Origin of the sequence: Streptomyces sp. V4I8, from assembly GCF_041261225.1 — a bacterium.
Taxonomy (GTDB): Bacteria; Actinomycetota; Actinomycetes; order Streptomycetales; family Streptomycetaceae; genus Streptomyces.
In genome coordinates, this window is record NZ_JBGCCN010000001.1 from 3,252,605 (window position 1) to 3,277,535 (window position 24,931).

The 24,931-nt window shown below is 71.2% G+C and carries 25 protein-coding genes and 1 riboswitch; of the genes, 16 read left to right on the forward strand and 9 right to left on the reverse strand.

Going from position 1 to position 24,931, the window contains the following annotated elements:
• Window positions 1-13 precede the first annotated feature (13 nt).
• Together ABIE67_RS14770 and ABIE67_RS14775 are read left to right on the forward strand one after the other, a co-directional pair.
• A complete protein-coding gene (locus ABIE67_RS14770) occupies window positions 14-1,078 on the forward strand; it encodes an MBL fold metallo-hydrolase (protein ID WP_370257077.1) in 1,065 nt (354 codons plus the stop codon).
• Between the two features lie 23 nt (window positions 1,079-1,101).
• Window positions 1,102-1,551 (forward strand): nuclear transport factor 2 family protein, encoded by a 450-nt coding sequence (locus tag ABIE67_RS14775; protein ID WP_370257078.1) that lies wholly within the window; start codon window positions 1,102-1,104, stop codon window positions 1,549-1,551.
• A gap of 5 nt (window positions 1,552-1,556) precedes the next feature.
• On the opposite strand, the gene ABIE67_RS14780 is transcribed toward ABIE67_RS14775, so the two are convergent.
• Window positions 1,557-2,222, reverse strand: coding sequence for a phosphotransferase (locus tag ABIE67_RS14780; RefSeq protein ID WP_370257079.1), 666 nt, complete (start codon window positions 2,220-2,222; stop codon window positions 1,557-1,559).
• 32 nt (window positions 2,223-2,254) lie between these two features.
• Window positions 2,255-2,404, forward strand: a riboswitch (cobalamin riboswitch).
• Between the two features lie 117 nt (window positions 2,405-2,521).
• On the opposite strand from ABIE67_RS14780, the gene ABIE67_RS14785 reads away from it, so the two are divergent.
• From ABIE67_RS14785 to ABIE67_RS14810, 6 genes are all read left to right on the forward strand, one after another.
• Window positions 2,522-3,754, forward strand: a complete 1,233-nt coding sequence (locus ABIE67_RS14785; RefSeq protein WP_370257082.1) for a prenyltransferase/squalene oxidase repeat-containing protein — start codon at window positions 2,522-2,524, stop codon at window positions 3,752-3,754.
• Window positions 3,755-3,756: 2 nt separating this feature from the next.
• Window positions 3,757-4,413: an SCO2322 family protein gene (locus ABIE67_RS14790; RefSeq protein ID WP_370268610.1), complete on the forward strand. Its 657-nt coding sequence runs from the start codon at window positions 3,757-3,759 to the stop codon at window positions 4,411-4,413.
• A complete protein-coding gene (locus ABIE67_RS14795; RefSeq protein ID WP_370257087.1) occupies window positions 4,406-5,614 on the forward strand; it encodes an energy-coupling factor transporter transmembrane component T in 1,209 nt (402 codons plus the stop codon). Before ABIE67_RS14790 ends, ABIE67_RS14795 begins: the two co-directional genes overlap by 8 nt.
• Window positions 5,611-7,350: an ABC transporter ATP-binding protein gene (locus ABIE67_RS14800; RefSeq protein WP_370257088.1), complete on the forward strand. Its 1,740-nt coding sequence runs from the start codon at window positions 5,611-5,613 to the stop codon at window positions 7,348-7,350. Before ABIE67_RS14795 ends, ABIE67_RS14800 begins: the two co-directional genes overlap by 4 nt.
• Window positions 7,347-8,213, forward strand: coding sequence for an ECF transporter S component (locus ABIE67_RS14805; protein WP_370257093.1), 867 nt, complete (start codon window positions 7,347-7,349; stop codon window positions 8,211-8,213). The genes ABIE67_RS14800 and ABIE67_RS14805 overlap by 4 nt, the downstream gene beginning before the upstream one ends.
• 341 nt (window positions 8,214-8,554) lie before the next feature.
• The gene (locus tag ABIE67_RS14810; RefSeq protein ID WP_370268612.1) at window positions 8,555-8,971 is read left to right on the forward strand and encodes a transglycosylase SLT domain-containing protein; all 417 of its coding nucleotides are present in this window, start codon (window positions 8,555-8,557) and stop codon (window positions 8,969-8,971) included.
• A 160-nt stretch (window positions 8,972-9,131) separates the two neighbouring features.
• Here the strand turns inward: ABIE67_RS14810 and ABIE67_RS14815 are convergent, their stop codons facing one another.
• On the reverse strand, window positions 9,132-10,367 hold the full coding sequence (locus ABIE67_RS14815; RefSeq protein WP_370257097.1) for a cytochrome P450: 1,236 nt from the start codon (window positions 10,365-10,367) through the stop codon (window positions 9,132-9,134).
• 238 nt (window positions 10,368-10,605) lie between these two features.
• Between ABIE67_RS14815 and ABIE67_RS14820 the strand changes: the two genes are divergently transcribed.
• Window positions 10,606-11,775 (forward strand): steroid 3-ketoacyl-CoA thiolase, encoded by a 1,170-nt coding sequence (locus tag ABIE67_RS14820; protein ID WP_370257101.1) that lies wholly within the window; start codon window positions 10,606-10,608, stop codon window positions 11,773-11,775.
• On the opposite strand, the gene ABIE67_RS14825 is transcribed toward ABIE67_RS14820, so the two are convergent.
• Both ABIE67_RS14825 and ABIE67_RS14830 read right to left on the reverse strand, forming a co-directional pair.
• A complete protein-coding gene (locus tag ABIE67_RS14825; RefSeq protein ID WP_370257106.1) occupies window positions 11,759-12,040 on the reverse strand; it encodes a DUF397 domain-containing protein in 282 nt (93 codons plus the stop codon). The genes ABIE67_RS14820 and ABIE67_RS14825 overlap by 17 nt on opposite strands.
• Entirely contained in the window at window positions 12,000-12,848 is an 849-nt protein-coding gene (locus ABIE67_RS14830; RefSeq protein ID WP_370257110.1) for a helix-turn-helix domain-containing protein, read from the reverse strand. The genes ABIE67_RS14825 and ABIE67_RS14830 overlap by 41 nt, the downstream gene beginning before the upstream one ends.
• 91 nt (window positions 12,849-12,939) lie before the next feature.
• Between ABIE67_RS14830 and ABIE67_RS14835 the strand changes: the two genes are divergently transcribed.
• Together ABIE67_RS14835 and ABIE67_RS14840 are read left to right on the forward strand one after the other, a co-directional pair.
• Window positions 12,940-13,377 carry an ATP-binding protein gene (locus ABIE67_RS14835; RefSeq protein ID WP_370257115.1) on the forward strand — a complete coding sequence of 146 codons (438 nt, stop codon included), beginning with the start codon at window positions 12,940-12,942 and terminating at the stop codon, window positions 13,375-13,377.
• 53 nt (window positions 13,378-13,430) lie between these two features.
• Window positions 13,431-15,080, forward strand: a complete 1,650-nt coding sequence (locus tag ABIE67_RS14840) for a hypothetical protein (protein ID WP_370257119.1) — start codon at window positions 13,431-13,433, stop codon at window positions 15,078-15,080.
• Here ABIE67_RS14840 and ABIE67_RS14845 read toward each other — a convergent pair.
• Window positions 15,034-17,127, reverse strand: a complete 2,094-nt coding sequence (locus ABIE67_RS14845; RefSeq protein WP_370257123.1) for a bifunctional glycosyltransferase 87/phosphatase PAP2 family protein — start codon at window positions 17,125-17,127, stop codon at window positions 15,034-15,036. The two genes, ABIE67_RS14840 and ABIE67_RS14845, sit on opposite strands and share 47 nt — an antisense overlap.
• Before the next feature lie 271 nt (window positions 17,128-17,398).
• Here ABIE67_RS14845 and ABIE67_RS14850 point away from each other — a divergent pair, with 271 nt between their 5' ends.
• Window positions 17,399-18,595, forward strand: coding sequence for a DUF2330 domain-containing protein (locus ABIE67_RS14850; protein ID WP_370257127.1), 1,197 nt, complete (start codon window positions 17,399-17,401; stop codon window positions 18,593-18,595).
• A gap of 119 nt (window positions 18,596-18,714) precedes the next feature.
• Window positions 18,715-19,386 carry an O-methyltransferase gene (locus tag ABIE67_RS14855; protein WP_370257132.1) on the forward strand — a complete coding sequence of 224 codons (672 nt, stop codon included), beginning with the start codon at window positions 18,715-18,717 and terminating at the stop codon, window positions 19,384-19,386.
• 19 nt (window positions 19,387-19,405) lie between these two features.
• Here ABIE67_RS14855 and ABIE67_RS14860 read toward each other — a convergent pair whose 3' ends face one another.
• Window positions 19,406-19,798 carry a hypothetical protein gene (locus ABIE67_RS14860; RefSeq protein ID WP_370257137.1) on the reverse strand — a complete coding sequence of 131 codons (393 nt, stop codon included), beginning with the start codon at window positions 19,796-19,798 and terminating at the stop codon, window positions 19,406-19,408.
• A gap of 98 nt (window positions 19,799-19,896) precedes the next feature.
• Here ABIE67_RS14860 and ABIE67_RS14865 point away from each other — a divergent pair, with 98 nt between their 5' ends.
• Window positions 19,897-20,337 (forward strand): DUF1992 domain-containing protein, encoded by a 441-nt coding sequence (locus ABIE67_RS14865; RefSeq protein WP_370257142.1) that lies wholly within the window; start codon window positions 19,897-19,899, stop codon window positions 20,335-20,337.
• Here the strand turns inward: ABIE67_RS14865 and ABIE67_RS14870 are convergent.
• Together ABIE67_RS14870 and ABIE67_RS14875 are read right to left on the reverse strand one after the other, a co-directional pair.
• Entirely contained in the window at window positions 20,326-20,727 is a 402-nt protein-coding gene (locus ABIE67_RS14870) for a hypothetical protein (protein WP_370257146.1), read from the reverse strand. The two genes, ABIE67_RS14865 and ABIE67_RS14870, sit on opposite strands and share 12 nt — an antisense overlap.
• A gap of 5 nt (window positions 20,728-20,732) precedes the next feature.
• Window positions 20,733-21,422 carry a hypothetical protein gene (locus tag ABIE67_RS14875; RefSeq protein ID WP_370257150.1) on the reverse strand — a complete coding sequence of 230 codons (690 nt, stop codon included), beginning with the start codon at window positions 21,420-21,422 and terminating at the stop codon, window positions 20,733-20,735.
• Between the two features lie 137 nt (window positions 21,423-21,559).
• Between ABIE67_RS14875 and ABIE67_RS14880 the strand changes: the two genes are divergently transcribed.
• Window positions 21,560-22,198, forward strand: a complete 639-nt coding sequence (locus ABIE67_RS14880) for a dihydrofolate reductase family protein (RefSeq protein ID WP_370257154.1) — start codon at window positions 21,560-21,562, stop codon at window positions 22,196-22,198.
• 4 nt (window positions 22,199-22,202) lie between these two features.
• Window positions 22,203-22,694 carry a GNAT family N-acetyltransferase gene (locus ABIE67_RS14885; protein ID WP_370257157.1) on the forward strand — a complete coding sequence of 164 codons (492 nt, stop codon included), beginning with the start codon at window positions 22,203-22,205 and terminating at the stop codon, window positions 22,692-22,694.
• A 121-nt stretch (window positions 22,695-22,815) separates the two neighbouring features.
• Here the strand turns inward: ABIE67_RS14885 and ABIE67_RS14890 are convergent, their stop codons facing one another.
• Window positions 22,816-24,873 (reverse strand): DHA2 family efflux MFS transporter permease subunit, encoded by a 2,058-nt coding sequence (locus ABIE67_RS14890; RefSeq protein WP_370257160.1) that lies wholly within the window; start codon window positions 24,871-24,873, stop codon window positions 22,816-22,818.
• Between the last annotated feature and the right edge of the window lie 58 nt (window positions 24,874-24,931).

Sequence of the window (24,931 nt, forward strand, 5' to 3'; positions counted from 1 at the left end):
GATTGGGGAGCCCATGGCGCAGACTTACGACCACGGCGGCGGCGTCCGGTCCCTCCAGGTCCCCATCCCCGGCAACCCGCTCGGCCACACTCTCGTGTACGTCGTCGACACCGACCGCGGCCCGGTCCTCGTCGACACCGGCTGGGACGACCCGGCCTCCTGGGACACCCTCGCCGAGGGGCTCGTGGCCTGCGGCACCGCGCCCGAGGAGATCCACGGCGTGGTGATCACCCATCACCACCCCGACCACCACGGCCTGTCGGGCAGGGTGCGCGAGGCCTCCGGCGCCTGGATCGCGATGCACGCGGCGGACGCGGCGATCGTACGGCGCACCCGCGCGACCCGGCCCGAGCGCTGGTTCTCCTACATGGCGGCCAAGCTCACCGCGGCCGGCGCCCCCGACGCCCACGTGGCTCCCCTGCGCGCGGCCCGGCGCCCGGGCACCCTCCCCGGCTTCTCCCCCGCCGCCCCCGACCGCGAGATCGTCCCCGGCGAGCTCCTCGCCCTCCCCGGCCGCCGCCTGCGCGCGATCTGGACGCCGGGCCACACCCCCGGCCATGTGTGCCTGCACCTGGAGGAGGAGCACCCGGCCCGACTCCCGGGCCACGGACGCCTGTTCTCCGGCGACCACCTGCTGCCCGAGATCACCCCGCACATCGGCCTGTACGAGGACCCCGACGACAATGGGGGTCCCCCCGCGCGAGCGTATTCGAGCGTGGGGGAGGTCACCGACCCCCTCGGCGACTACCTCGCCTCCCTCGAACGCGTCGCCCGCCTCGCCCCCGCCGAGGTCCTCCCGGCCCACCAGCACACCTTCACCGACGCCCCCGCCCGCGTACGGGAGTTGCTGACCCACCACGAATCCCGCCTCACCGACCTCCAGGCCCTCCTCGCCGAGCCCCTCACCCCCTGGCAGCTCGCGGAACGCATGGAGTGGAACCGTCCCTGGGGCCAAATCCCCTACGGATCAAGGAACATCGCGATCGCCGAGGCCGAGGCCCATCTGCGGCGGCTGGTGAAGCTGGGGCGGGCGGAGGCGGTCGCGGGGAGTGAGCCGGTGACGTACGTGGCGGTGTAAAGGCCGGCGGCACCATGGGCGCCATGGAATCTCTGGAACTTCTGCTCGCCGAGCGCGCCTGCGCGCGTATCGTCGTCGACTTCGTCCACCGTCTCGACCTCGGCGAACCGTCCTCCGTCGCCGGGCTGTTCACCGAGGACGGCACCTGGGAATGGCCGGCGGGCGGGCGGCTCGTGTCGGGGCGGGACGCGTTGCGCGCGTACTTCGGATCCCGCCCCGCCGACCGCCTCTCGCGTCGCCTGATGTCCAACATCCTGGTCACGGTGACATCCCCGGACACCGCGACGGCGACCTCGTACTTCACGACGTACCGGGTTGACGGCCACGAGGGCGACCTGGTCCCGCCGGGCCTCCCGGTCCAGGTCGGCCACTACGAGGACACGTTCCGCAGGTCGCCGGACGGCACCTGGCTGCTGTCCGCCCGGGTCCTCCACCTGGCCTTCGGCGGCCCGACCCCGCGCCTCCCCCGATAGCCCGCCTAGGCCATGAACGAACGGACCAACTCGTCCGCCTCTCCGAGCACTTCGACCTCGCGCACGCTCATCATCGGGTTGGCGGCCCGTCGCCGGCGCGCGTCCGCGAGGCCGTCCCCGGTGAGGTCGGACGGGTCGGCGAGGAGGGCGGCTAGGATCGCACGGGCGGGTGTGGCGAACCGCTCGTCGGCCAGGGCCACCTGCGCGAGGATCACCGCGGACATGCCCCAGTCCAGGCCGGGGTCGCCCGCCTCCGCGTTGGCCCAGTCGATGACATGGGGGCCGTCGGCGGTGAGCATCACGTTCTCCGGGTGGAGATCCAGGTGGACCACCCGGCCGGGGACGGTGTGCAGCTGCCGGAGCAGGCGGGCCAGGGTCTGACCGGCCTCGCGCGCGTCGATCCGGCCCGCGAGGAAGGCCTCCAGCATCGTCGGGCCGTACAGCCGCTCCATGACCAGGTCGGAGCGCGAGCAGTCGGCGAGCCGCACCCGGGGCACCGGGTAGCCGTGCGCGCGCAGCCGCTCCATCAGGGCGGCCTCGGCGCGTACGTCGCTGTAGCCCTCCCGGTCGTGGCGCAGCAGCCACGCCTCGTCGATCTCGTACACGTCGGACGCGCGCCCCGAACCGAGCAGTCGCCGTCCGGTACTCCCCGTACTCCCCGTGATCCTCATGCGGCCGAACCCAACGCCGCTCACAGCCTCCCCTCAGCCGCTTCCCTACGGGCCGGTAGAGTGGCCGCGTCGTCATCACACCCGTACAGGGGGAAGCCGGTGCAAATCCGGCGCTGACCCGCAACCGTGAACCGGTCCTCGAAGGCCGGTGAGCCGGATCGCCCCGTACGGATTCGTGACCGGCTCACGTGCCCCGGCAGCCGGCCGGAGCACGGCACCGTCGAGGTATACGGAGCCGAGCCGCCCGGGGGGTCTCCCCTGTGCTGCCCGGCCCCTTCAGGGAAGGGCATCCGCCGATCATGTACGTCCGCCGCAGCGCCGCGGTCCTGGCCGCCGTCACCGTGATCGGCACGGTCACGCCCGCCTTCGCCGCCGACTCCGCCCCGTCCGCGTCGCCGTCCAGCGCGGTCCCCTCCGGGTTGTACGGCACCGCCGACCCGACCTACGACGGTGTCTGGCGCCAGTCCCTCGCGCTGATCGCGCAGCGCCGCGTGGACGTGCGGCCCGCCGCCACGGCGATCGACTGGCTGGTCGGGCAGCAGTGCGCCAACGGGGCGTTCGCGGCGTTCCGCGCCGAGCCCGCCAAGGCATGCGACGCGAAGACCATGGTCGACACCAACAGCACGGCCGCGGCGGTGCAGGCCCTGGCCGCGGTCGGCGGGCACGACACCGAGATCGGCAGGGCGAAGACCTGGCTGAGGTCCGTGCAGAACAAGGACGGCGGCTGGGGCTACACGGCCGGCGGGGCCAGCGACGCCAACTCGACGTCCGTCGTGATCGGCGCGCTCAACTCCTCGGGCGGCCTCCACGCCCCGAATGTCCAGAAGTACGGCAAGTCGCCCTACGACGCCCTGGTGAAGCTGTCCCTGCCGTGTGCGGACGGGGGCGCCTTCGCCTACCAGCCGGACAAGAAGGGCAAGTTGTCGGCCAACGCCGATGCGACGGCGGCGGCCGTCGTCGCCGCGTCGGGCCAGGGCATGCTGACGGCGAGGGCGGGCGACAAGGCCGCGGCCGACTGCGCCGACGGCTCCCGCCTCACCCCGGAGCAGGCCGCGGCCAACGGCGCCGCGTACCTCGGCAAGGCACTGGAGAAGGACGGCTACCTGAAGTCCGCCCTGGCCGGAGCCGAGGACCAGCCCGACTACGGCAACACCGCGGACGCGGTCGTCGCACTCGCCGTACAGGGTGCGCAGTCCGCCGCCCGCAAGCCCCTGGAGTGGCTGGAGAAGAACGCCGTGACCTGGGCGAAGCAGAACGGCCCCGCCGCCTACGCCCAGCTGATCCTCGCCGCCCACGCGACCGGCACCGACCCGCGTGACTTCGGCGGCACGGACCTCGTCAAGCAGCTCAACGCGACGGGCCCGGCCCCGCAGTCGGCGGCGAACGGGCCGGCCACGGCGTCGGCGACCCCCTCCGAGCAGGAGAAGGAGGACGACGACAGCCCCTTCGGCGTCTGGTGGTACGTCGGCATCTTCCTGGTCGTCGGCATCGGCATCGGCTTCCTGCTCAGCGGCCGCAACAAGGGCAAGTGACCGTGCTCCGGCGCGCTCTCACCCTCCTCCTGGCCGTGCTGGTCGTCCTGACCGGCGCGGCCCAGGCCCAGGCGACCGGCTACCGCTACTGGTCCTTCTGGGACCGCGACGGCGACCGGTGGACGTACGCGACCCAGGGCCCCTCCCTCGCCCGCCCCTCCGACGGTGACGTCCAGGGCTTCCGCTTCGCGGTGAGCGAGGACTCGGACGACGCCGACCAGCCGAGGGGCGCCGTCGAGTTCGCCGTGATCTGCGCGCGGACGCCCGCGCAGGACGGCAGGAAGAGGGTGGCCCTGGTCCTCGACTTCGGTACGGCGGCGGACGCCCCGTCGGGCGAGACGCCCCCGGCCCGCCGCGCCGTGTGCGCACGGGTGGCCCCGGACGCGACCACGGCGGAGGCCCTGGCCTCGGTGGCCAAGCCTCTGCGGTACGACACGAATGCCCTGTTGTGCGCGATCTCGGGGTATCCGGCGAAGGGGTGCGGGGAGCAGGTGGCCGAGGGCCGGGGGTCGGCGGCTGCCGAGCAGTCGGCTGCCGAGCGGAACAAGGAGACTGCGGACGACGGCCCGTCACTGGGACTGGTCGCCGGGATCGCCGTGGTGGCGGTGCTGGGCGCGGCAGCGGTGTGGCAGGCACGGCGGCGGCGCAGGCATGCGTAGGCGCTCCGCTGGGGACTCGGGGAAAGGCCGTTCGCCGTCTGCCGCACCGTCGTTGCTGGTCGCGCCCCGCGGCGGAGCCGCAGATCGATACAGCCCCGCGCCCCTTCGGGGCGCTGCCGAACCCCGACGCGGGGCAAGCCGCCCACGCGCCCTCCACCCCGGCGCCTGGTGGCTCTGGTCCCTCTCCCTCGGGATCGCGGCCACCCGCACCACCAACCCCCTCCTGCTCGCCCTCCTCATCGCGACCTCGGCCTATGTGGTGGCGGCCTGCCGTTCGAACGCCCCCTGGGCCCGCTCCTACGCCGCCTTCGCGAAGCTGGCCCTCGCCGTCCTGCTCATCCGGCTCTTCTTCGCCGTGGCCCTGGGCTCCCCCATCCCCGGCACGCACACGATCGTCATGCTCCCCGAAGTCCCCCTCCCCGACTGGGCCCAGGGCATCCGCCTGGGCGGCACGGTCACGGCCGAGGCGCTCGTCTTCGCCCTGTACGACGGCCTGAAACTCGCCACGCTCCTCATCTGCGTGGGCGCGGCGAACTCCCTGGCCAACCCCGCCCGCCTCCTGAAGTCCCTCCCCGGCGCCCTGTACGAGATGGGCGTGGCGGTGGTCGTCGCCCTCACCTTCGCGCCCCACCTCATCGCGGACGCCCAGCGGCTGCGCGCCGCCCGTCGGCTGCGCGGCCGGCCCGACCACGGCATCCGCGGCCTCCTGCACGTCGGACTCCCGGTCCTGGAGGGCGCGCTGGAGCGTTCGGTGGCCCTCGCCGCCGCGATGGACGCGCGCGGTTACGGCCGTACCGCACAGGTCCCCGCCCCCGTCCGCCGCGCCACCACCGCCCTCACCCTCGGCGGCCTCCTGGGCGTCTGCGCGGGAACGTACGGCCTGCTCACCGCCCAGGGCGCTACCTACGGCCTCCCCGTCCTCCTCGCCGGCCTGGCCGCCGCGCTGGCCGGCCTGCGGCTCGGGGGCCGCCGCACCCCGCGTACCCGCTACCGTCCCGACCCCTGGGACATCCGGGCCTGGCTGGTCAGCGCCTCCGGCATGGCGGTGGCCGCGCTCCTCACCCTGGCCGCCTCCCGGGCCCCCGCGGCGCTGCACCCCGGCGTGGTCCCGCTGACCGCCCCGACCCTCCCCCTCTGGCCGTCGGCGGCGGTACTCCTGGGCCTCCTCCCCGCCTTCCTCACCCGCAAGGAGCCGTCGTGATCCGCTTCGAGGACGTATCGGTGACCTACGACGGCGCCCTCGAACCCACCGTCCAGGGCATCGACTTCGAGGTGCCCGAAGGCGAGCTGGTCCTCCTGGTCGGCCCGTCGGGCGCAGGCAAGTCCACCGTCCTCGGCGCCGTGAGCGGCCTCGTCCCGCACTTCACCGGCGGCACCCTGCGCGGCCGCGTCACGGTGGCCGGCCGCGACACCCGTACGCACAGGCCCCGCGAACTGGCCGACGTCGTGGGCACGGTGGGCCAGGACCCCCTCTCCCACTTCGTCACGGACACCGTCGAGGACGAACTCGCCTACGGCATGGAGTCGCTCGGCCTCGCCCCCGACGTGATGCGCCGCCGCGTGGAGGAGACCCTGGACCTCCTCGGCCTCACCGACCTCCGCGACCGCCCCATCGCCACCCTCTCCGGCGGCCAGCGGCAACGCGTCGCCATCGGCTCGGTCCTCACCCCCCACCCCAAGGTCCTCATCCTCGACGAGCCCACCTCCGCCCTGGACCCGGCCGCCGCGGAAGAGGTCCTCGCCGTCCTCCAACGCCTCGTCCACGACCTGGGCACGACGGTCCTGATGGCCGAACACCGCCTGGAGCGGGTCATCCACTACGCCGACCAGGTCGTCCTGCTCCCCACCCCGGCCGCCGCCCCCGTCCTGGGCACCCCGGCCGAGGTGATGGCGGTCTCCCCGGTCTACCCCCCGGTGGTGGCCCTGGGCCGCCTGGCGAACTGGTCCCCACTCCCCCTGACGGTCCGAGACGCCCGCCGCAGGGCGACGGACCTACGGCAACAGCTGGAGGAGCGGGACACCAACGCCCCCCAGGGGCGCGGGACTGTATCAATCAGCGGCTCCGCCGCGGGGCGCGACCAGCCACAACCGACCAGCACCCGCGACGAATCCGCAACCCCCACCCCCGTGGGCGCCACCCCCCGCTGGTTCTGCCGCAAACGCACCCCCACCACCCCACCCTCCCCCCACACGGCCGAAGTACAGGCCCTGGCCGTAACCCGCGACCGAATCCAAGCCCTACGCCACGTGGACCTGACCGTCACCCCCGGCGAAACCATCGCCCTCATGGGCCGCAACGGCGCCGGGAAGTCCACGCTCCTCAACACCCTCGTCGGCCTGGTGGAACCATCCGCCGGATCGGTCCAGGTCGGCGGAGCCACCCCTCACCGAACCACCCCCAAAGACCTCGTACGCCGCGTGGGCCTGGTCCCCCAGGAACCCCGCGACCTCCTCTACGCCGACACGGTCGCAGCGGAGTGCGCGTCGGCCGACGCCGACGCCGGCGCAGCCCCCGGCACCTGCCGCACCCTCGTCTCCGAGCTCCTCCCGGACATCCCGGACGACATCCACCCCCGCGACCTCTCCGAGGGCCAGCGCCTCACCCTGGCCCTGGCCGTCGTCCTGACCGCCGAGCCGCCCCTTCTCCTCCTCGACGAACCGCCCCGCGGCCTGGACTACGCGGCGAAGGCCCGTCTGATCGGCATCCTGCGCGGGCTGGCCGCCGAGGGCCACGCCATCGTCCTGGCCACCCACGACGTGGAGCTGGCCGCCGAACTGGCGCACCGGGTGATCCTCCTCGCCGACGGCGAGGTGATCGCGGACGGCCCGGCGGCGGACGTGGTGGTCGCCTCCCCCTCCTTCGCCCCGCAGGTGGCCAAGATCCTGGCCCCGCAGAAGTGGCTCACGGTCGCCGAGGTACGGGAGGCCCTGGCATGACGGGCCGCACCACTCACCCCGCTCCCCGGACCGGAGCCGCTCGCCCCACTCCCCAGGCCCGAGCCGTCCGCCTGGGCCCCCGCTCCATCGCCGCCCTCACTCTCGTCAGCGCGGTCGGCGTCGCGGCCTTCGGCTGGCCGTTCCTCGCGCCGCCCACCTCCCAGCTCAGCGCGCACGCACAGGACGCCCCCTGGCTCTTCTCGGTGCTGCTCGTCCTCCTCGTCGCGGTCGTCGCCGCCACGATCTCCGAGTCGGGGCTCGGCCCGAAGGCGGTCGCGATGCTCGGCGTACTGGCGGCCACGGGAGCCGCACTGCGGCCGATCGGTGCGGGGACGGCCGGTATCGAGCCGATGTTCTTCCTGATGGTGCTCAGCGGCCGGGTCCTCGGGCCGGGCTTCGGCTTCGTCCTCGGCGGGGTGACGATGTTCGCGTCGTCACTGCTGACGGGCGGGGTGGGTCCCTGGATGCCGTTCCAGATGCTGGCGATGGGCTGGTTCACCATGGGCGCGGGTCTGCTGCCGGGCCGGGACCGTCTGCGCGGGCGGGCGGAACTGCTGACGCTCGCCGGCTACGGCTTCCTCGCGGCCTTCGCCTACGGCACGATCATGAACCTCGCGGGCTGGCCCTTCATGAGCGCGCTGGCCTCGAACGTCGCCTTCGACCCCGAGGCGGCCGTTCCCGCGAACCTCGCCCGCTTCGTCGCGTACTGCCTGGCCACCTCCCTCGGCTGGGACCTGGGCCGGGCGCTCGTGACCGTCGTCCTGACCCTCGCCCTCGGCCCGGTGATCCTCCGAGCCCTGCGCCGCGCCACCCGCCGCGCGGCTTTCGAGAGCCCGGTCACGTTCGACGCTCCCCCAGGGTGAAGGGCCACGCGCACACCGTCACACCCCCGGTGAAGCACCCCACATGACCCACATCACCTACTACTTACCCTAGTCGGACAAAATGGACGCCATGTCCACGCCATAACGGGCCCTGACCTGCACATTGAGAGCCAGATCACACAAACGACCTTCACCCCGCATACGACCACAACTAGCAAATGCACTCATTGCGGACGCCTTCCCAGCCTGCTTGTCTGGACGACGTCGCACGGCGCCGACGTGCCCTCAGGGCCGCGGCGCCGACGTATGCCCCCGCCTCGCACCGCGTGGTTCCGGCATGCCCGCGACCCGACGTCCCCGAAGAAAGGCTCCCCGTGACCGTGTCCCTCGTTTCCTCCTTCCGCCGCGTCTCCGCTCCGAAGAAGGCCCTCACCGGTGTCGCCCTGGCCGCAGCCGCCGCCGGCACCCTGTTCGCCGCCGCGCCCTCGCAGGCCGCGACGACCGAGGCCGGCTCGGCGCAGCAGATCGCGCAGAAGATGATCTCGGACTCGGCCCAGTACGAGTGCTTCTCCAAGATCGTGGACCACGAGAGCGACTGGAACGTCAACGCCACCAACGCCTCCAGCGGCGCCTACGGCCTGGTCCAGGCCCTGCCGGGCAACAAGATGGCCTCGGCCGGCTCCGACTGGAAGACCAACCCGGCCACCCAGATCAAGTGGGGCGTGGACTACATGAAGGAGCGCTACGGCAGCCCGTGCGGCGCCTGGAACTTCTGGCAGTCGAACGGCTGGTACTGAGCCGACACCGCCGGACGGAACTGAAGGCGGCGGCCCCCGATCCCCGGGGCCGCCGCCTTCGCATGCGCGCGGGGCCCGCGTCTCGGGGGAGGCAGGAACGGGGCGTAGGGATAGGGGGTGCTCCTGCCTCCCTCGGGACGGGTCAGCCGCCTGCCGATCCTCAGCCGGTGCTGACCTGCAGTTCCTTCACGCCGTTGATCCACGCGGAGCGCAGCCGGCGAGGGTCCCCGACCAGCCGCAGGCCGGGCATGGCGTCGGCCACGGCGTTGAAGATGAGGTCGATCTCCAGGACCGCGAGGGACTTGCCCAGGCAGTAGTGGGGGCCGCCGCCGCCGAAGCCGAGGTGGGGGTTGGGGTCGCGGGTGATGTCGAAGGTGTCCGGGCTCTCGAAGACCTCGGGGTCGTGGTTCGCCGAGGCATAGAAGATGCCTACCCGCTCACCCTTCTTTATGCGCTTTCCGCCCAGTTCCGTGTCTTGGGTCGCCGTCCGCTGGAAGGAGACGACGGGGGTCGCCCAGCGGACGATCTCCTCGGCCGCCGTCGCCGGCCGCTCCCGCTTGTACAGCTCCCACTGGTCGGGGTGGGTGAGGAAGGCGTGCATGCCGTGGGTGATGGCGTTGCGGGTGGTCTCGTTGCCCGCCACCGACAGCATCAGCACGAAGAACCCGAACTCGTCCGAGCGCAGGTTGCCTTCGTCCTCGGCCGCCACCAGCGTGCTGACGATGTCCTTCGCCGGGCACTCCTTGCGGTCGGCTGCCATGTTCATCGCGTACGCGATGAGTTCGGTGGCCGACTCCTGCCCGACCTCCTCGGTGATGGCGTACTCGGGGTCGTCGTAGGCGATCATCTTGTTGGACCAGTCGAAGATCTTGGCCCGGTCGTCCTGCGGGATGCCGATGAGCTCGGCGATGGCCTGGAGGGGCAGTTCGCAGGCGACCTCGGTGACGAAGTCGAAGGGGCCGGAGCGGTCACGGGCGTTGGCGGCGATCGTCAGCGCGCGCGTCCGCAGGCGTTCCTCCAGGGCGCGGATGGCGCGCGGGGTGAAGACACGCTGGACGATCTGGCGGACCCGGGTGTGCTCGGGCGGGTCCATGTTCAGCAGGATCAGCCGTTGGGCATCTATGGCATCGCGCTCGATGTGCTCGTTGAAGCGGATGATCGCGGTGTTGAGGGTGGACGAGAACAACTCCGGGTGCGTCGATACGTACTTGACGTCCGCGTGCCGGGTCACCGCCCAGTAGCCCTCGTCCTGGAACCCGGCCACGTTGCCCGGCTGCGGGATCCAGCGGACCGGTTCGGCACGGCGCAGCTCGGCGAACTCCGGGAGGGGCACGCGATGGTGCAGCACATCGGGGTCGGTGAAGTCGAACCCGTCGGGCAGCGCTGGACAGGTCATGGACAGCTCCTGACGGTCCATCAGCAAAGAGGGTCGTCGTGACGGTAGTAACGGGTTCTACAACTGGCAATAGCCGTGGAGGTCCCAGTTACCCGCACACCTCTTGCCGTCACTGAACCTCCGTCAGCACACTGCAATACAGAACTAGAACGCGTACTAGTTCCGCGTGCTGGTTCCGCGTACTAGTTCCGCCTCGTTCCGCCTCGTTCCGCAGAGCCCTCGGAGAGGACCCGCACCCATGGCTGCCGAACCCGTGATCGTCGAAGCCGTACGCACCCCGATCGGCAAGCGCGGCGGCGCGCTCGCCAACCTCCACCCCGCCTATCTCCTCGGCGAGACCTACCGCGAACTCCTCGGCCGTACCGGCATCCCCGCCGACTGCGTCGAGCAGATCGTCGGGGGCACGGTGACCCACGCCGGCGAGCAGTCCATGAACCCCGCGCGCACGGCCTGGCTGACCATGGGCCTGCCCTACGAGACGGCGGCGACGACGGTCGACTGCCAGTGCGGCTCCTCGCAGCAGGCCTCGCACATGACGGCCAACATGATCGCGGCCGGCGTCATCGACGTCGGGATCAGCTGCGGCGTCGAGGCGATGTCGCGGGTGCCACTGGGTTCGGGGTCCAAGCACGGGCCCGGGAAGCCGTTCCCGGACGAGTGGAACGTCGACCTGCCCAACCAGTTCGAGGCGGCGGAACGGATCGCCCGCCACCGCGGCCTGACCCGTGAGAACGTCGACTCCCTGGGATTGGTCTCACAGGAACGCGCCGCGGCCGCCTGGGCGGAGGAGCGGTTCAAGCGGGAGACGTTCGCCGTCCAGGTCCCGACCACCGAGGACGAGCAGCGCGCCGGGCAGGGCATGTGGCGCCTCGTCGACAAGGACGAGGGCCTGCGCGACACGTCCATGGAGGCGCTGGCGAGGCTCAAGCCCGTCATGCCGACGGCCGTTCACACGGCGGGCAACTCGTCCCAGATCAGCGACGGCGCGGCGGCCATCATGTGGGCGTCGAAACGGATGGCGCGGGCGCTGAAGCTGCGGCCGAGGGCACGGATCGTGGCCCAGGCGCTGGTGGGAGCCGACCCGCACTTCCACCTCGACGGGCCGATCGACGCGACGAAGGCGGTGCTCGGGAAGGCCGGGATGTCCTTGAAGGACATCGACCTCGTGGAGATCAACGAAGCCTTCGCGTCCGTGGTGTTGAGCTGGGCGCAGGTCTTCGAACAGGACCTGGAGAAGGTCAACGTCAACGGAGGTGCGATCGCGCTCGGGCACCCGGTGGGGGCCACCGGGGCCCGGCTGATCACGACCGCGCTCCATGAACTGGAGCGGGCGGACAAGGAGTTCGCGCTGGTCACGATGTGTGCCGGGGGTGGCTTGGCCACCGGCACGATCATTCAGCGGCTTTAGCGGACGTCCAGTCGACGAAGGTCGAGAACGCGGCGGGGTCGAGGGTGAGGATCGGGCCCGCCGGGTTCTTGGAGTCGCGGATGGCGATGGTGGTGTGGGGGGTTTCGGCGATCTCGATGCATTCGCCGCCCTGGTCGCCGCTGTGCGAGGACTTGCGCCAGGCCAGAGCGCCGAGCGGCGCGCACTCCACGCAGTCGCCGCCCTGGTCGCCGCTGTAGCTGGACTTACGCCACTGGATCCCCGCCAGAATCTCGGTGCTCTCCATAACGCTCCTCCATCACACGCCGGATCAACTCCGCCGAGTCCTTGAGGGAGAGGGCGGCGGCTTGGAGATGATCGTATCGGAGCGAGCAGTCCTTGACGGTGTCCGGGTTGGCGGTCGGATGCCCGCTGCCGTACCCCTCGGTGTAGACGATGGTCGGATCGCTGGGGAAGCGGAAGACCGTGAATGAGCCCTGCGATCCCGCGTGCGCGCCAGCCGAAAACGGCAGCACCTGAACATTGACCTTCGGGTTGTGCTCGAAGGACAACAAGCGATCCAGTTGGCCGCGCATGGTCTCCCGACCGCCGATTTCCTGGTGGAACGCCGCCTCGCTAAGGATCATCCAGAAGACCGGTGGCTCACTCTTGCCGAAGATGCGCTGACGAGCCAGCCGTACCTCGGTGCGGTCATCGAGGGCGTTGTCGTCCAGTACACCGAGCACGGCACGGGCGTACTCCTTGGTCTGCAAAAGCCCGTGCACCATGTGCGTCTGGAACGTACCGATCTCAACCGCCCGCACCTCCAACTCCGCCACCTGTTGGAACCAGGCCGGAAGTTGACTACGCATCACCAGCTCATGCAGCCGCGACAGCGCCCCGCCCGTCCCCAGCGCGACATCCACCCGCTCACTGAAGGGCAACGTCGGCAGTTTCCGGGCCGTCTCGATCTGGCCGACCAGGGAGCCGGTGCAGTAGACGATGTCCCCGAGTTGCTTCTGCGTCAGGCCCGCGGCCTCGCGGTAACGGCGTAGCTCGAAGCCGTAGTAGTCGAGGGGCGAGGCGCCCGGGTCAAGGGTGTTGATGTGGGTCACGCGGAACCCCTCTCACGCAACTCGGCCCACTTCGGGACCCGTTGTATTCGATCCGTAGCCCAAAGTAGTTGTGCGAGGTCACGCTCGTACCGTGAACGGATACATTCCCCCCACCTACCTGGCCCCCTTCCGCCACCAGTACCGCCTGCGCCTCACGGTCGGCGAACACTCGGCCCGGCACATCCGCACCATCGCGCGCTCGCTGCTCGACGAGTGGGGCATGCGCGAGCTGACCGACGCCGTGGAGCTGGGCGTGACCGAGCTGGTCGCCAATGTCGTACGGCATGTTCCGGACCGGCGCTGTGAGGTGCTGATCCTGCGGCAGACGCGCGGGGTGCGAGTCGAGGTGACGGACGGTTTCAGTCGACTCCCCCTGTTTCACCTCCAGTTGAAGCTGGACGACGAGGGCGGCCGAGGGCTCATGCTGCTGGACGCGGTGGCCGACAAGTGGGGTGTGGACCTTCGCCACGACGGCGGCAAAACCGTGTGGTTCGAGTGCGGCCGAAGCGGAGGGGGCCTTCGTACTTGATCCACCTTCGTTCGGCGGTAAACGCTCCCACCCGGTTCCACGTCTACGCTCACGTGGCCCCAGCCGAACTCACCAGCACCCGCCCCCGCACGAGCGCCCCCGAGCCGGCGCCCCCTGCCCACAAGCGGCTCCTGCACACGGTCTGGGCCCGCCACCGCATCCCGCTCCTCGCCACTCTCCCGTTCCTCCCTCTCTACGCGGTCTGGGCCCTGTTCCTCGCCACCGGCGGCGGCGACCTGGCCGCGCAGGACGCGTGGGCCGGCTTCGCGACGCGGCACGGTGGTTCGGCGTACAACCTCTTCTGGTACGGCGGCACGCACACTGCCAACTACAGCCTGATATCCCCGTACTTGATGGCCGCGCTGGGTGTGCGCACGGTCACCGTGCTGGCCGGGGTCGCGGCGACCTGGCTCGCGGCCGTGCTGATCACGCGTGTCGAGGGGCTGCGAAGACCCCTCGGCCCGGCCCTGCTGGCGTCCTTCGCCCTGTGGTGCAACGTGGCCTCCGGCCGCACCACCTTCGCACTCGGCGTGGCCTTCGGGCTCGCCGCCTGTCTGCTGCTGTCCCGTGAGCGGCGGGTCGTCCTCGCGGCCGCCCATGCCGCCCTCGCGACCATGGCGAGCCCGGTGGCCGGGCTGTTCCTGGTGGTCGTGGGCGCCGCGTTCCTCCTCACCCGGGACTACCGCCGCGCCCTCACCCTGCTCCTCCCGCCCGCGCTCACCGTCGGCGCGACCACCCTCCTCTTCCCCTTCAAGGGCGAGCAGTTGATGTTCGCCGACCGCATATGGCCGCCGTTCTTCCTGGGCCTGGCCGTCACCTTCCTCGCCCCGCGCTCGTGGCGGGTCGCCCGCTGGAGCGGCGCGGTGTACGCGGCCGGGGCCGTCCTGACGTATCTCATCCCCTCCCCCATCGGCACGAACGTCGAGCGCTTCGCCGAACTCTTCGCGCCCGCGGCCCTCCTGGCCGTTCTGGTCGCCCAGCCCCGGCTCGCGAAGGTCCGCCGAAGACTGCTGATCACCGCGCTCGTCTTCTCCGTCGCCTGGGTCGGCAAAAAGACCGGCGACGACCTCTATGTCTCCACGAGGGTGCCCGCCTGGGCCACCGAGACCCACGGAGTGGTCCGCGCCCTCGACCGCCTCGGCGCCGACCGCACCCGCGTCGAGGTCGTCCCGGCCCGCAACCACCGCGAGGCCAGCGGACTGGCCCCGCACGTCAACATGGCCCGCGGCTGGAACCGACAGCTCGACATGGAGCGGGCCCGCCTCTTCTACGACGGCTCCTTCTCGGCCGCCACCTACCGGGCGTGGCTGGACCGCTGGGCCGTCGGCTATGTCGTCCTCCCGCTCGGCAGGCCCGACGGATACGCCAAGGTCGAGGCCCGGCTCATCCGCGAGGAACGGCCCGAGTGGCTGGAGCCCGTGTGGCAGGACGCGCACTGGCGGGTGTACCGGGTGCGGGACGCGGTGCCGCTGGTGTCCGACCCCGCGAGCGTCGTGTCGACGTCCAGCGCCGACATCGTCGTACGCGTGCCACGGGCGGGCACCACGACCGTACGCGTCGCCTACTCCCCGTGGCTGCGCGTGGACGGCGGCGGATGCCTCGCCGCTCAGGGCGAGTTCACCCGCCTCACGGTCTCCGCCCCCGGCGACTACCGGCTCAGCTCGGAGTACGGTCCTTCAGCGGTGCCTGAGAGTCGCTGCTGACCGCGCGCCCGCGCCCGTCCTGCTCCGCTTTCTCCCCCTTCTCCGCCTGCGCCGCCACCGTCCGGGCGCGCGGCCCCTGGATCAGGTACGTCACTCCGAAGCCGGCACCCACCACCGCCGCACCACCGACCGCGTCCAGGACCCAGTGGTTGCCGGTGACGACGATCGCGGTGACCGTGAAGAGGGGGTGCAGCAGGCCGAGGGCCTTCATCCACCACCTGGGGGCCAGGACGAGGATGACCACACCGCACCACAGCGACCAGCCGAAGTGCAGGGACGGCATCGCCGCGTACTGGTTGGTGAGTTCGGTGAGGGTGCCATAGTCGGGCTGGGTGAAGTCCTGGGGGCCGTGGACCGTGTCGATGAAGCCGAGGCCGGGCATCAGGCGGGGCGGGGCGAGCGGGTAGAGCCAGAATCCGATCAGGGCGAACACCGTCGCGAAGCCGATCGCGGTGCGGGCCCAGCGGTAGTCGACGGGGCGGCGCCAGTAGAGGACGGCGAGGATGGTGAGCGGGACGCCGAAGTGGAACGACTCGTAGTAGAAGTCGAAGAAGGTGCGGAGCCAGTCGACCTGCACGACGGCGTGGTTGGCCCGGTGCTCGATGTCGATGTGCAGGGCGCGTTCGATGGAGAGGATCTCCCAGCCGTGCTCCTCGGCGGTGACCCGCCCGGCCGAGTTGGAATCGCCGGCCGCGGCGAGGCGGATCTGGGCGTACACGTAGTAGGTGACCCGGATCAGCAGCAGCTCGAAGAGCAGGTTCGGGCGGCTGAGCACCCGGCGCAGGAACGGCACCAGCGGGACGTGCCGGAAGCGGGACGGGACCGGGTCGGCGTACCGGGTCGGGATCGGCGTCTGCCAGTACGGCGACGTGCGCGACAGGAACGGGACGACGGCGGCCGTGGCGAGCGCGGCGAGGAGGACCAGGTCGGCGCGCAGGGGATGGAAGATCACCTTGTCCGGCACCATCATCCTCGCGGGCAGCGTCATCACCAGGATGACGGCGACCGGCCACACATACCGGTCGCCCGCCCGTCTGCCGACCTGGCCGACGACCGCGAGCAGCACCCACAGCAGCTGGTGCTGCCAGGCGGTGGGGGACACGACGATCGCGGCGCAGCCGGTGATCGCGACGGCGAGGAGGAGCTGGCCGTCGTGGGCGTAGCGCACGGCGCGGCGCAGCGCGAGGACGGCGACGCCGGCACCGAGGAGCAGGAAGAGGGCGATCTCCAGGGGGCCGGTCAGCCCCAGCCGGAGCAGGGCGCCGTGCAGGGACTGGTTGCCGAGGTCGTCGGCGCGTCCGCCGAGGCCGACCCCGGCCATGTGGTGCACCCAGTAGGTGTACGAGTCGCGCGGCATCGCCGCCCAGGCGAGCACCGTGCTCGCGGCGAACGTGGCGCCCGTGGCGAGTGCGGCCCGGCGCCGGCCGGTGAACCACAGCAGCGGGGTGAACAGCAGCAGGGTCGGCTGGAGCGCGGCCGCGAGGCCGATGAACACGCCGCTCGCCCGTTCGCCCCGTACGGCGAAGCAGCCGAGGAGGACGAAGAGGACCGGCATGATGCTGGTCTGGCCGAGGTGGAGGGTGTTGCGCACCGGCAGCGACAGCATCAGCAGGCTGACCGCGACGGGCGCGGCGAGCAGCGAGGTCCGCCGGCTCACGGGCTGCGGCAGGGCGCGGGCGGCGACCAGTCCGAGGGCGGCGACGAGCAGCAGCGTGCCGAAGGTCCAGCCCCAGCCGAGGGCCTGCTCGGCGGCGCGGGTGAGAGGTTTCAGGACGAGTCCGCCGAACGGCGTACCGGTGAACTGCGTCGACTCGTACAGCGAGCCCTTCACATGCAGGACGCCTTCCGGCCCGACCCAGGTCTCCAGGTCCGTCAGCCGCTCCCCGCGCGGCGTACCGAGGACGACGGCCACCTGCCGTACGGCGAGAATCGCGGCGATCAGCCAGAGCCCGAGCCGCGCCACCCGCACGCGTGCCTGGATCACCCCGACGGCCGTAGCTCCTCCCAGCGCCTCCGCCGATCGCCTACCGTGCTCCGCATTCGCCACGCCCCGTCGGCCTCCCGCCCCGGTCGTTTCACGTCCCACGCGTAAGGAATCTCTACGAACCCTATGCGGCTCGCACACCCCCGGGAGAGACGCAGGCAACCCTTACTTCACCTGTCGTCCGCTCTCCTTTTGTCCGGATGACGATAGTCGCGGGGCGATCCGCTCGCCTCCGGTGGGGTCGCCGCAACGGAACCGCGCCGTCCGCCGTACCGTCTGATGCCCTGGTGTCAGCCCGGTGCGGGGCTTGCGGGGATGGAGGGGGCTGCGCGCGATGGCGGGTTTACGGCGACGAGGGGTCCTGGCGCGGGTGCCGGCGGCGGGGAGGGCGGGAGCCCGGACCCGGGGAGCCGCCGCGCCGACCCGCCCCCGCGTCCTCGCCGTCCTCCTCGCCCTGCTCGCCCTGCAGCTCGGCCAGCTCGCGGCCCCCGCGTGGGCGTGTGGCTGCGGGGCGATGGTGCCCGGTGACGCGGGGCGGGTGACGGTCGGGCGGGAGGAGTCCGTCGTGCGGTGGGACGGGGTGCGGGAGCAGGTCGTGATGCGGCTGACCGTGGCCGGGGACGCCGAGCGGGTCGCGTGGATCATGCCGGTGCCCGGGCGGGCGACGGTCCGGCTCGGCGACCCGGACCTCTTCGACGAACTGCACGACATCACCGCCCCCGTGCAGCGCGAGCGCTCCCACTTCTGGCCCCAGGGCGGCGACTGGCCCCTGGTGACCGGCGACGGCGCCCCCCGCGGCCCGCGCCCGCCCCGCTTCGGCCCCGGACCTCCCGTGGACGTGGTCGGCCGGCAGCGGCTCGGCCCCTTCGACGTGGCCCGGCTGACCGCCACCGACCCCGACGCCCTCGGCAACTGGCTGGACAGCAACGGCTTCACCCTGCCGCCCCGCCTGGACGGCGCCCTGCGGCCGTACGTCCAGAAGCGCTGGGAGTACGTCGCCGTGAAGCTGGCCCCCGACACCACCGGCGAGCCCCTGACCGGCACCCTGGACCCGCTGCACCTCACCTTCCGGGCCGACGAGCCGGTCTACCCGATGCGCCTGTCCCGCCTCGCCGAGACCCCGCAGTCGCTCGGCCTGTACGTCCTCGCCGCGCACCGCATGGAACCGAGCTCCCGGATCGGCGGCGAACGCCCCCGCGTCACCTACGCCGACCGGGTGAAGGCCAGGACCGGCCCGCTGGCCGAGCTGGCGTCCGGCACCCCGTTCCTCACCGCGATCGGCCAGGAGTTCCCGCGCCCCGAGCGGATCACCGGCGACCACGTACTGCGCCGCGCGAGGACCGACGGCACCTTCCAGCAGGTGATCCACGAGGACCGGCTGCGCACGGTGGCCGGCCTCCCCGCCTGGCTGCTGACGGTGACCGGCGGACTCGCCCTGGCCGTGACCACGACGGCCGCGCTGGCCGTACGCCGGTCCCGACGGCCGGCCTCGCCCCCTCCCCCACCTCAGCCGCCTGCGCCGATCGGCTGAATCCAGGATCCTGGAGACCTCGACGGGGATACGGAAATCCCCGACGGGGAACGGGCGCGCGACTATATTCGTTAGAACATCTAGTTAGCTCTTCTAACTAGCTACCGAAAGGCAAGGCGATGAGCGAGTCGCAGCTCTGGGACGACGTCGACGACTACTTCTCCGCCCACCTCTCCATCGAGGACGACACTCTCCAGGCGGCCCTGCGTGACAGCGACGCCGCCGAGCTCCCGCCCGTGAGTGTCACCGCACCCCAGGGCAAGTTCCTCCATCTCCTCGCCCAGATCCAGGGCGCCCGCAACATCCTGGAGATCGGCACGCTCGGCGGCTACAGCACCATCTGGCTGGCCCGCGCCCTGCCCGCCGACGGCCGCCTGATCTCGCTGGAGTACAGCCCCAAGCACGCCGAGGTCGCCACCCGCAACATCGCGCGCGCGGGCCTGGACAAGGTCGTCGAGGTGCGGGTCGGCCCGGCCCTGGAGTCGCTGCCCAAGCTGGCCGACGAGAACCCGGCCCCCTTCGACCTGGTCTTCATCGACGCCGACAAGGCCAACAACCCCCACTACGTGGAGTGGGCCCTCAGGCTCACGAGCACGGGCAGTCTGATCGTCGTCGACAACGTGGTGCGCGGCGGCCGGGTCGCCGACGCCGACAGCACGGCGCCGGACGTCCGGGGCACCCGCACCGCGATCGAACTGATCGGCAGCCACCCGAGGCTCAGCGGCACGGCGATCCAGACGGTGGGCACCAAGGGCTACGACGGCTTCGCGCTGGCCCGCGTCCTGGCGTGAGCCACGCACCCCGGCACGCTCAAGCCTCGTGGTAGAAGCCGACGTTGACGCTGCGCGGCGCGGTGCGGTCATGGATGACGATCTCGCCGCTGCCGCCCCTCGGCAACGGCACGGTCCCGCCGTAGCCGATCGGCTGGGCGAAGTCCCCCACCGTCAGCCGCACCTCGGAGGACGGGTCGGGCTGCGAGCCGCGCAGCCAGCTCACCTGCCAGGTGCCGTCGGGCCCGCACAGGAACTCCAGGTGGACCCGCGACACGAACAGCCAGTCGTCCGGCGTCGAGAGCCGGCACACCGACTTGTCCCGGCCCACCCGCAGCACGGCACCCGGCTCGCTGGGCGCGTCGGCCATGAGCATGCCGGCCGTGGCACCCTCGTCCGCCGCGGACACGGCGGCCATGGTGAGTTCGAGCACGTGCGCTCCTCCTGAAACGTCCTTGTACGGCAGCCGTTTTGGCCACCGACGCCGCATGATAAATCGCCCGGCACCGCCGCGTCCGGCACAATGAACTCATGACCGAGCGAAAGCCCCCCGGTGTCCCGTTCGAGTCCTGGGTCGACAAGCAGATTCACGACGCGCAGAGGCGCGGCGACTTCGACACCCTGCCCGGAGCCGGGAAGCCACTGCCGAACGACCTGGAAGCTCCGTACGACGAACTGTGGTGGGTCAAACGCAAGATGGCCCGTGAGGGCCTGTCGGTCCTGCCCCCGGCGCTGGCTCTGCGCAAGGAGGCGGAGGACGCGCTGACGGCGGCGTACGCGGCCAGGTCCGAGCGCACGGTCCGGAAGATCATCACGGACGTCAACGCCAAGATCCGCGACATGCTGCTGAAGCCGCCGCCCGGCCCTCCCCTGGGCCGCAGGCCATACGACGTGGAACAGGTCGTACGGGAGTGGCAGGAGAGGCGCCGGACGGCGGACGGGTCACACGCGCCAGGAGTGTCAGAGGTGTAGCAGCCGTTCCGCCAGCTCCCGGTAGTCGCGCAGCGCGAGCCGGAGCTGCTCGGTGTCGGCCTGCTCGTCGGCCGCCTGCCAGGACGTACGCAGCGTGCGACGCCTCTGCGCCATGGCGTCGGTGATCCGCCCCACGATGTCCTCGACCAGGTGATCGGCCTCCTCGACGGCGGCCCGGGGACCGTCGACGAACCCGGCGACGGCGTGCTGGAGCTTGAGCTCGAACTTGTCGGACTCATCGTGCGGCAGCAGCGAGGCGACGTCACCCACGCCCTTCGCCGAACCACGAACCGCTCCTGCTCCCGCCCCGGTCCCCGTCGCGGTCTCCGCTCCTGTCTCCTTGCCCATCCCCTTGCCGACACCCATGCCGGTGGTCGTCGCGTCCGTCATGCCACTCAACTCCCCTTCGCGTGACGTCCGGTGAAGGCCCACGGCAGATGGCCACGATGACCGTCGCCGCCCCTGCGGGACTCATGGGCCCCATGGTGTTCCCGGGACTCGCGCGAGCCCCCACGGCGACGCTCGACCGGCCCGGTCAGCTCCTCGAACAGGGCACGGGCCTCGATCATGGCCTCGCGCATCTCCTCCGTCCCCGGTCCGCCGCCTTCCCGTCCGTCACCGACGCGCGCGTGGGCGAACCGGTGCACGTGCCGGTAGCCGTGCACATGGCGGGCGTGGTGCACGGACAGGGCGGAGAGCTGCTCCTCGTACTGCGCGCCGTCCGGGAAACCCCGTGCCTGCGCCAGGTCGGCGAGCAGCCGGTCCGCCTCGTCGACAGCCTGCTTCGGCGAGTCGACGAAGTGCTCCTGGGCCGCGGTCCAGCGAGCCTCGAACCGCTCGGCCTCCTCCGGCTCCAGCGGCCGCTCCCGCAGCCCGCCGTGCCGCTCCACCCGCTGGGCGAGCTCACGCTCGGCGGCCTTGGCGTCCCCGTCGTGCCGGGCCACGGCCCGCTCGTATTCGGGCCCGAAGCGCTGCTTCAGGCCTCGACCGCTCTGCGTACCCCGAGCACGCAGAGCCAGGACGGCCGCGCCGATCACGACGACGACCGCCACTATCACGATCAGAATGATCACACCTGTGGACATGCGTGCCGGGTTGCCCCCAAAAGGCTCCTCAAACGGTCGCCGAATCAACCACCCCCGGCGTGTCGATCCAGCCCGCCCTCGATCGACGTAAGGGTGAAGACACCGATTCAACCCACCCACCCCGAAGGAGAAGAGCCATGGGCAGTGAAGTCATCGCCCAACTCACGATGTCACTCGACGGCTACATCGCAGGCCCCGACCCAGGCCGGGAACACCCCCTGGGCATCGGCGGCGAACGTCTGCACAAGTGGGTGTACGGCCTCCGGAGCTGGCGCAGGGAGCTGGGCATCAAGGGCGGCACGGGCGGCCCCGAGGACGACCTGGTCGCCGCCTGGATCAAACGCCTCGGCGCGGTCGTCATGGGCCACACCATGTACATCACCGGCGAGATCCCCTGGGGCGACAACCCACCGTTCCACGCGCCGGTCTACGTCGTGACCCACACCCCCCGCGAGTCCCTGGCCAAGGAGGGCGGCACGGTCTTCCACTTCATCACCGAGGGCCCCGAACACGCCTTGGCCCTGGCGCGCGAAGCGGCGGGAGACAAGGACGTCTCCCTCGCCGGCGGAGCAGACCTGGTCCAGCAGTTCATCCGCGCCGGATGGCTGGACGAACTGCTCCTCCACGTCGTACCCGTCCTGACCGGCGAGGGCGGACGCCGCCTCTTCGACAACATCGGCGACCAGCCCGTCGAATGGCGGAAAACACAGGTACTGGACGGCGCGGAGGCCACACATATCCGATTGCGCGCCACCCGCCCCCCGTCCCCAGAATGACCCCATGACCTGGACCGTCACCCCGGAACCCCCCGACTCCCCCACTGCCATCGCGCTCTGGCGGGCGTACTACACAGAGGTCAGCGACCGCTACTACCTCCTGCACGAGGGCCGCCGCACAGCCCCGGACGAACTGGAACGCGAGATCGCCGCCCGCACCTGGGACGAACTCCACCCCCCAAAGGGCCAGTTGCTGATAGCCCGCCACAACACCGCCCCGGCGGGCTCAGCAGGCGTAAGACTCCTGGAGCCGCAAACCGCCGAACTGACCCGGGTGTTCATCCGACCGCCGATGCGCGGCAAGGGCGGCGCCCCCCTCCTCATCCAGGCCGCGGAGGACACAGCCAGAGCCCTGGGCGCCACCCGCATGATCCTCGACACCCGCCACGACCTGACAGAGGCCCGCGCCCTCTACACAAAACTCGGCTACGAGGAGACACCCCCGCACAACAACGACCCCTACGCCGACCACTGGTTCACCAAGCCCCTGATCTGACGACGGCAAGGGGCCGCCGCAGGCGCCCCAGGGGCGCGAGGCTGTGTTGAATGCGCGGCTACCGCCGCGTGGGCGCGACCAGCCCCCACTCACCGAAACGGGCCGCCGCAGGCACCCCTGCTCAACCGCCGGAGGTACCCGGCTGCTCACGATCCGACCCACACAACTCCTCATTCAACTCCTTGACCAACTGCACCAAATCAGTAGGCCGATCCGGCCCCCACCAATCCCCCAACAACTCGGCCAACGCCGCCTCCCGAACCCGGGCCAACCGCTCGGCAACCTCCCGCCCCCGACCGGTCAGCACCAGATCGAGCCCCTCCCGCGCAGCCAACCGCCGCTCCTCGACCTGCCGAGCGGCATCAAGGATGACCGTCAGCGGCACAGAGCTACGCTCAGCCAGCACCGCCGGCTCCACCCACCCGTACTTCTTGATCCTCAGCAACAGCCAACTGGCCGCCGGCAACAGGTCGTACCCGGCCCGCTCGGTGATCTCCCGATACACCTCCCGCCGCCCCTCCCGCGTCCCGAGCACCGACAACGCCCGGCACACCTCGTCGTACGACGACCGCTCGACGGGATTGCTCGCCAGGGTCTCGGTGACATCGGGCGCGGTCACAGACCCCCGCAACTTGTCCTCCCGCAGAAACCAGGCCAGCACGAACCCGACCAGTGCGACAGGCGCGGCGTACAAGAAGACATCGGTGATCGAGGACGCGTAAGCGTCCAGCGCGGCCGGCCGCATCGCCCCGGGCAACCGCGCGATGTCCCGAGGGTCGGCCTCCAGCCCCTCCAACGAGACACCGGCCGGAAGCCGCATCCCCCGGAACGCCTCCACGAGCTTGTCGTCGAGCCGGTTGGCGAAGATCGTGCCGAAGATGGCGACCCCGAACGAGGCCCCGATGGACCGGAAGAAGGTCGCCCCGGAGGTGGCTACACCGAGGTCCTCGTACGAGACGGCGTTCTGCACGATCAGTACCAGCACCTGCATGACCAGCCCGAGCCCCAGCCCGAACACGAAGAAGTAGAGGCTCATCTCCCAGGTCGAACTGTCCACCTCGAGCTGATGAAGCAACAGCAGCCCCAGCGTGGTGACCCCGGTCCCCGCCACCGGAAAGACCTTCCACCGCCCGGTACGGCTGACGATCTGCCCGGACCCGGTCGACGCCAGCAGCATGCCGGCGACCATCGGCAGCATGTGCACCCCGGACATGGTCGGACTGACGCCCTGTACGACCTGGAGAAACGTCGGCAGATAGGTCATCGCGCCGAACATGGCGAACCCGACGATGAAGCTGATGACGGCGGACAGCGAGAAGGTCCGCACCCGGAACAGCTTCAGCGGCAGCACAGGCTCGGCAGCCCGCCGCTCCACACCGACGAACGCAAAGGCAAGCACCACACCCAGCACCGCGAGCCCGACGATCTGCGCCGACCCCCACCCCCACGTGGTCCCTCCGAGGGACGCGACCAGCACCAGACAGGTGGCGACGGAGGCGATCAGGAACGTCCCGAGATAGTCGATGACATGCCGCGTCGACTTCCGCGGAATACGCAGAGCACCCGCGATGACCACCAGGGCGACCACCCCGACCGGCAGATTGACGTAGAACACCCACCGCCAGCTCAGATGCTCCGTGAACACCCCGCCGAGCAACGGCCCGAGCACACTCGTCGCCCCGAACACCGCACCGAACAGCCCCTGGTACCGCCCCCGCTCCCGCGGCGAGACGATGTCGCCGACGATCGCCATGGACAGCACCATCAGCCCGCCACCGCCCAGCCCCTGAACGGCCCGGAAGGCGATGAGCTGAGCCATGTTCTGCGACATGCCGCACAGCGCGGACCCGACGAGGAAGATCACGATCGCGATCTGGAAGAGCCGCTTGCGCCCGTACAGGTCACCGAGTTTGCCCCACAGCGGGGTCGCGGCGGTGGACGCCAGCAGATAGGCGGTCACGACCCAGGACAGATGCTCCAGACCGCCGAGGTCGCTGACGATGGTCGGCAGCGCGGTGGAGACGATGGTCTGGTCGAGCGCGGCGAGCAGCATGCCGAGAAGCAGCGCGCCGATGGAGACGAGGACGTTGCCGGGCACGCTCTCGTGCGCCTCCGCTCCTCGCCTCGGGGGCTGCGCGTCACGCACATTTCCCGTCGCACCGTGCGCGTCCCCGGCCATGAAGACCTCCCGAGGGTCTCGTTACACCCCCCATCGTGATCGCTATGGCCGGTTATGG

Coding starts and splice junctions, on each gene's coding strand:
- ABIE67_RS14780 (WP_370257079.1), bottom strand. CDS start 2,222: ATGAGGATCACGGGGAGTACGGGGAGTACCGGACGGCGACTGCTCGGT.
- ABIE67_RS14850 (WP_370257127.1), top strand. CDS start 17,399: ATGGCGGGTTTACGGCGACGAGGGGTCCTGGCGCGGGTGCCGGCGGCG.
- ABIE67_RS14870 (WP_370257146.1), bottom strand. CDS start 20,727: ATGACGGACGCGACGACCACCGGCATGGGTGTCGGCAAGGGGATGGGC.
- ABIE67_RS14825 (WP_370257106.1), bottom strand. CDS start 12,040: ATGGAGAGCACCGAGATTCTGGCGGGGATCCAGTGGCGTAAGTCCAGC.
- ABIE67_RS14855 (WP_370257132.1), top strand. CDS start 18,715: ATGAGCGAGTCGCAGCTCTGGGACGACGTCGACGACTACTTCTCCGCC.
- ABIE67_RS14815 (WP_370257097.1), bottom strand. CDS start 10,367: ATGACCTGTCCAGCGCTGCCCGACGGGTTCGACTTCACCGACCCCGAT.
- ABIE67_RS14885 (WP_370257157.1), top strand. CDS start 22,203: ATGACCTGGACCGTCACCCCGGAACCCCCCGACTCCCCCACTGCCATC.
- ABIE67_RS14875 (WP_370257150.1), bottom strand. CDS start 21,422: ATGTCCACAGGTGTGATCATTCTGATCGTGATAGTGGCGGTCGTCGTC.
- ABIE67_RS14770 (WP_370257077.1), top strand. CDS start 14: ATGGCGCAGACTTACGACCACGGCGGCGGCGTCCGGTCCCTCCAGGTC.
- ABIE67_RS14820 (WP_370257101.1), top strand. CDS start 10,606: ATGGCTGCCGAACCCGTGATCGTCGAAGCCGTACGCACCCCGATCGGC.
- ABIE67_RS14785 (WP_370257082.1), top strand. CDS start 2,522: ATGTACGTCCGCCGCAGCGCCGCGGTCCTGGCCGCCGTCACCGTGATC.
- ABIE67_RS14805 (WP_370257093.1), top strand. CDS start 7,347: ATGACGGGCCGCACCACTCACCCCGCTCCCCGGACCGGAGCCGCTCGC.
- ABIE67_RS14775 (WP_370257078.1), top strand. CDS start 1,102: ATGGAATCTCTGGAACTTCTGCTCGCCGAGCGCGCCTGCGCGCGTATC.
- ABIE67_RS14890 (WP_370257160.1), bottom strand. CDS start 24,873: ATGGCCGGGGACGCGCACGGTGCGACGGGAAATGTGCGTGACGCGCAG.
- ABIE67_RS14795 (WP_370257087.1), top strand. CDS start 4,406: ATGCGTAGGCGCTCCGCTGGGGACTCGGGGAAAGGCCGTTCGCCGTCT.
- ABIE67_RS14865 (WP_370257142.1), top strand. CDS start 19,897: ATGACCGAGCGAAAGCCCCCCGGTGTCCCGTTCGAGTCCTGGGTCGAC.
- ABIE67_RS14880 (WP_370257154.1), top strand. CDS start 21,560: ATGGGCAGTGAAGTCATCGCCCAACTCACGATGTCACTCGACGGCTAC.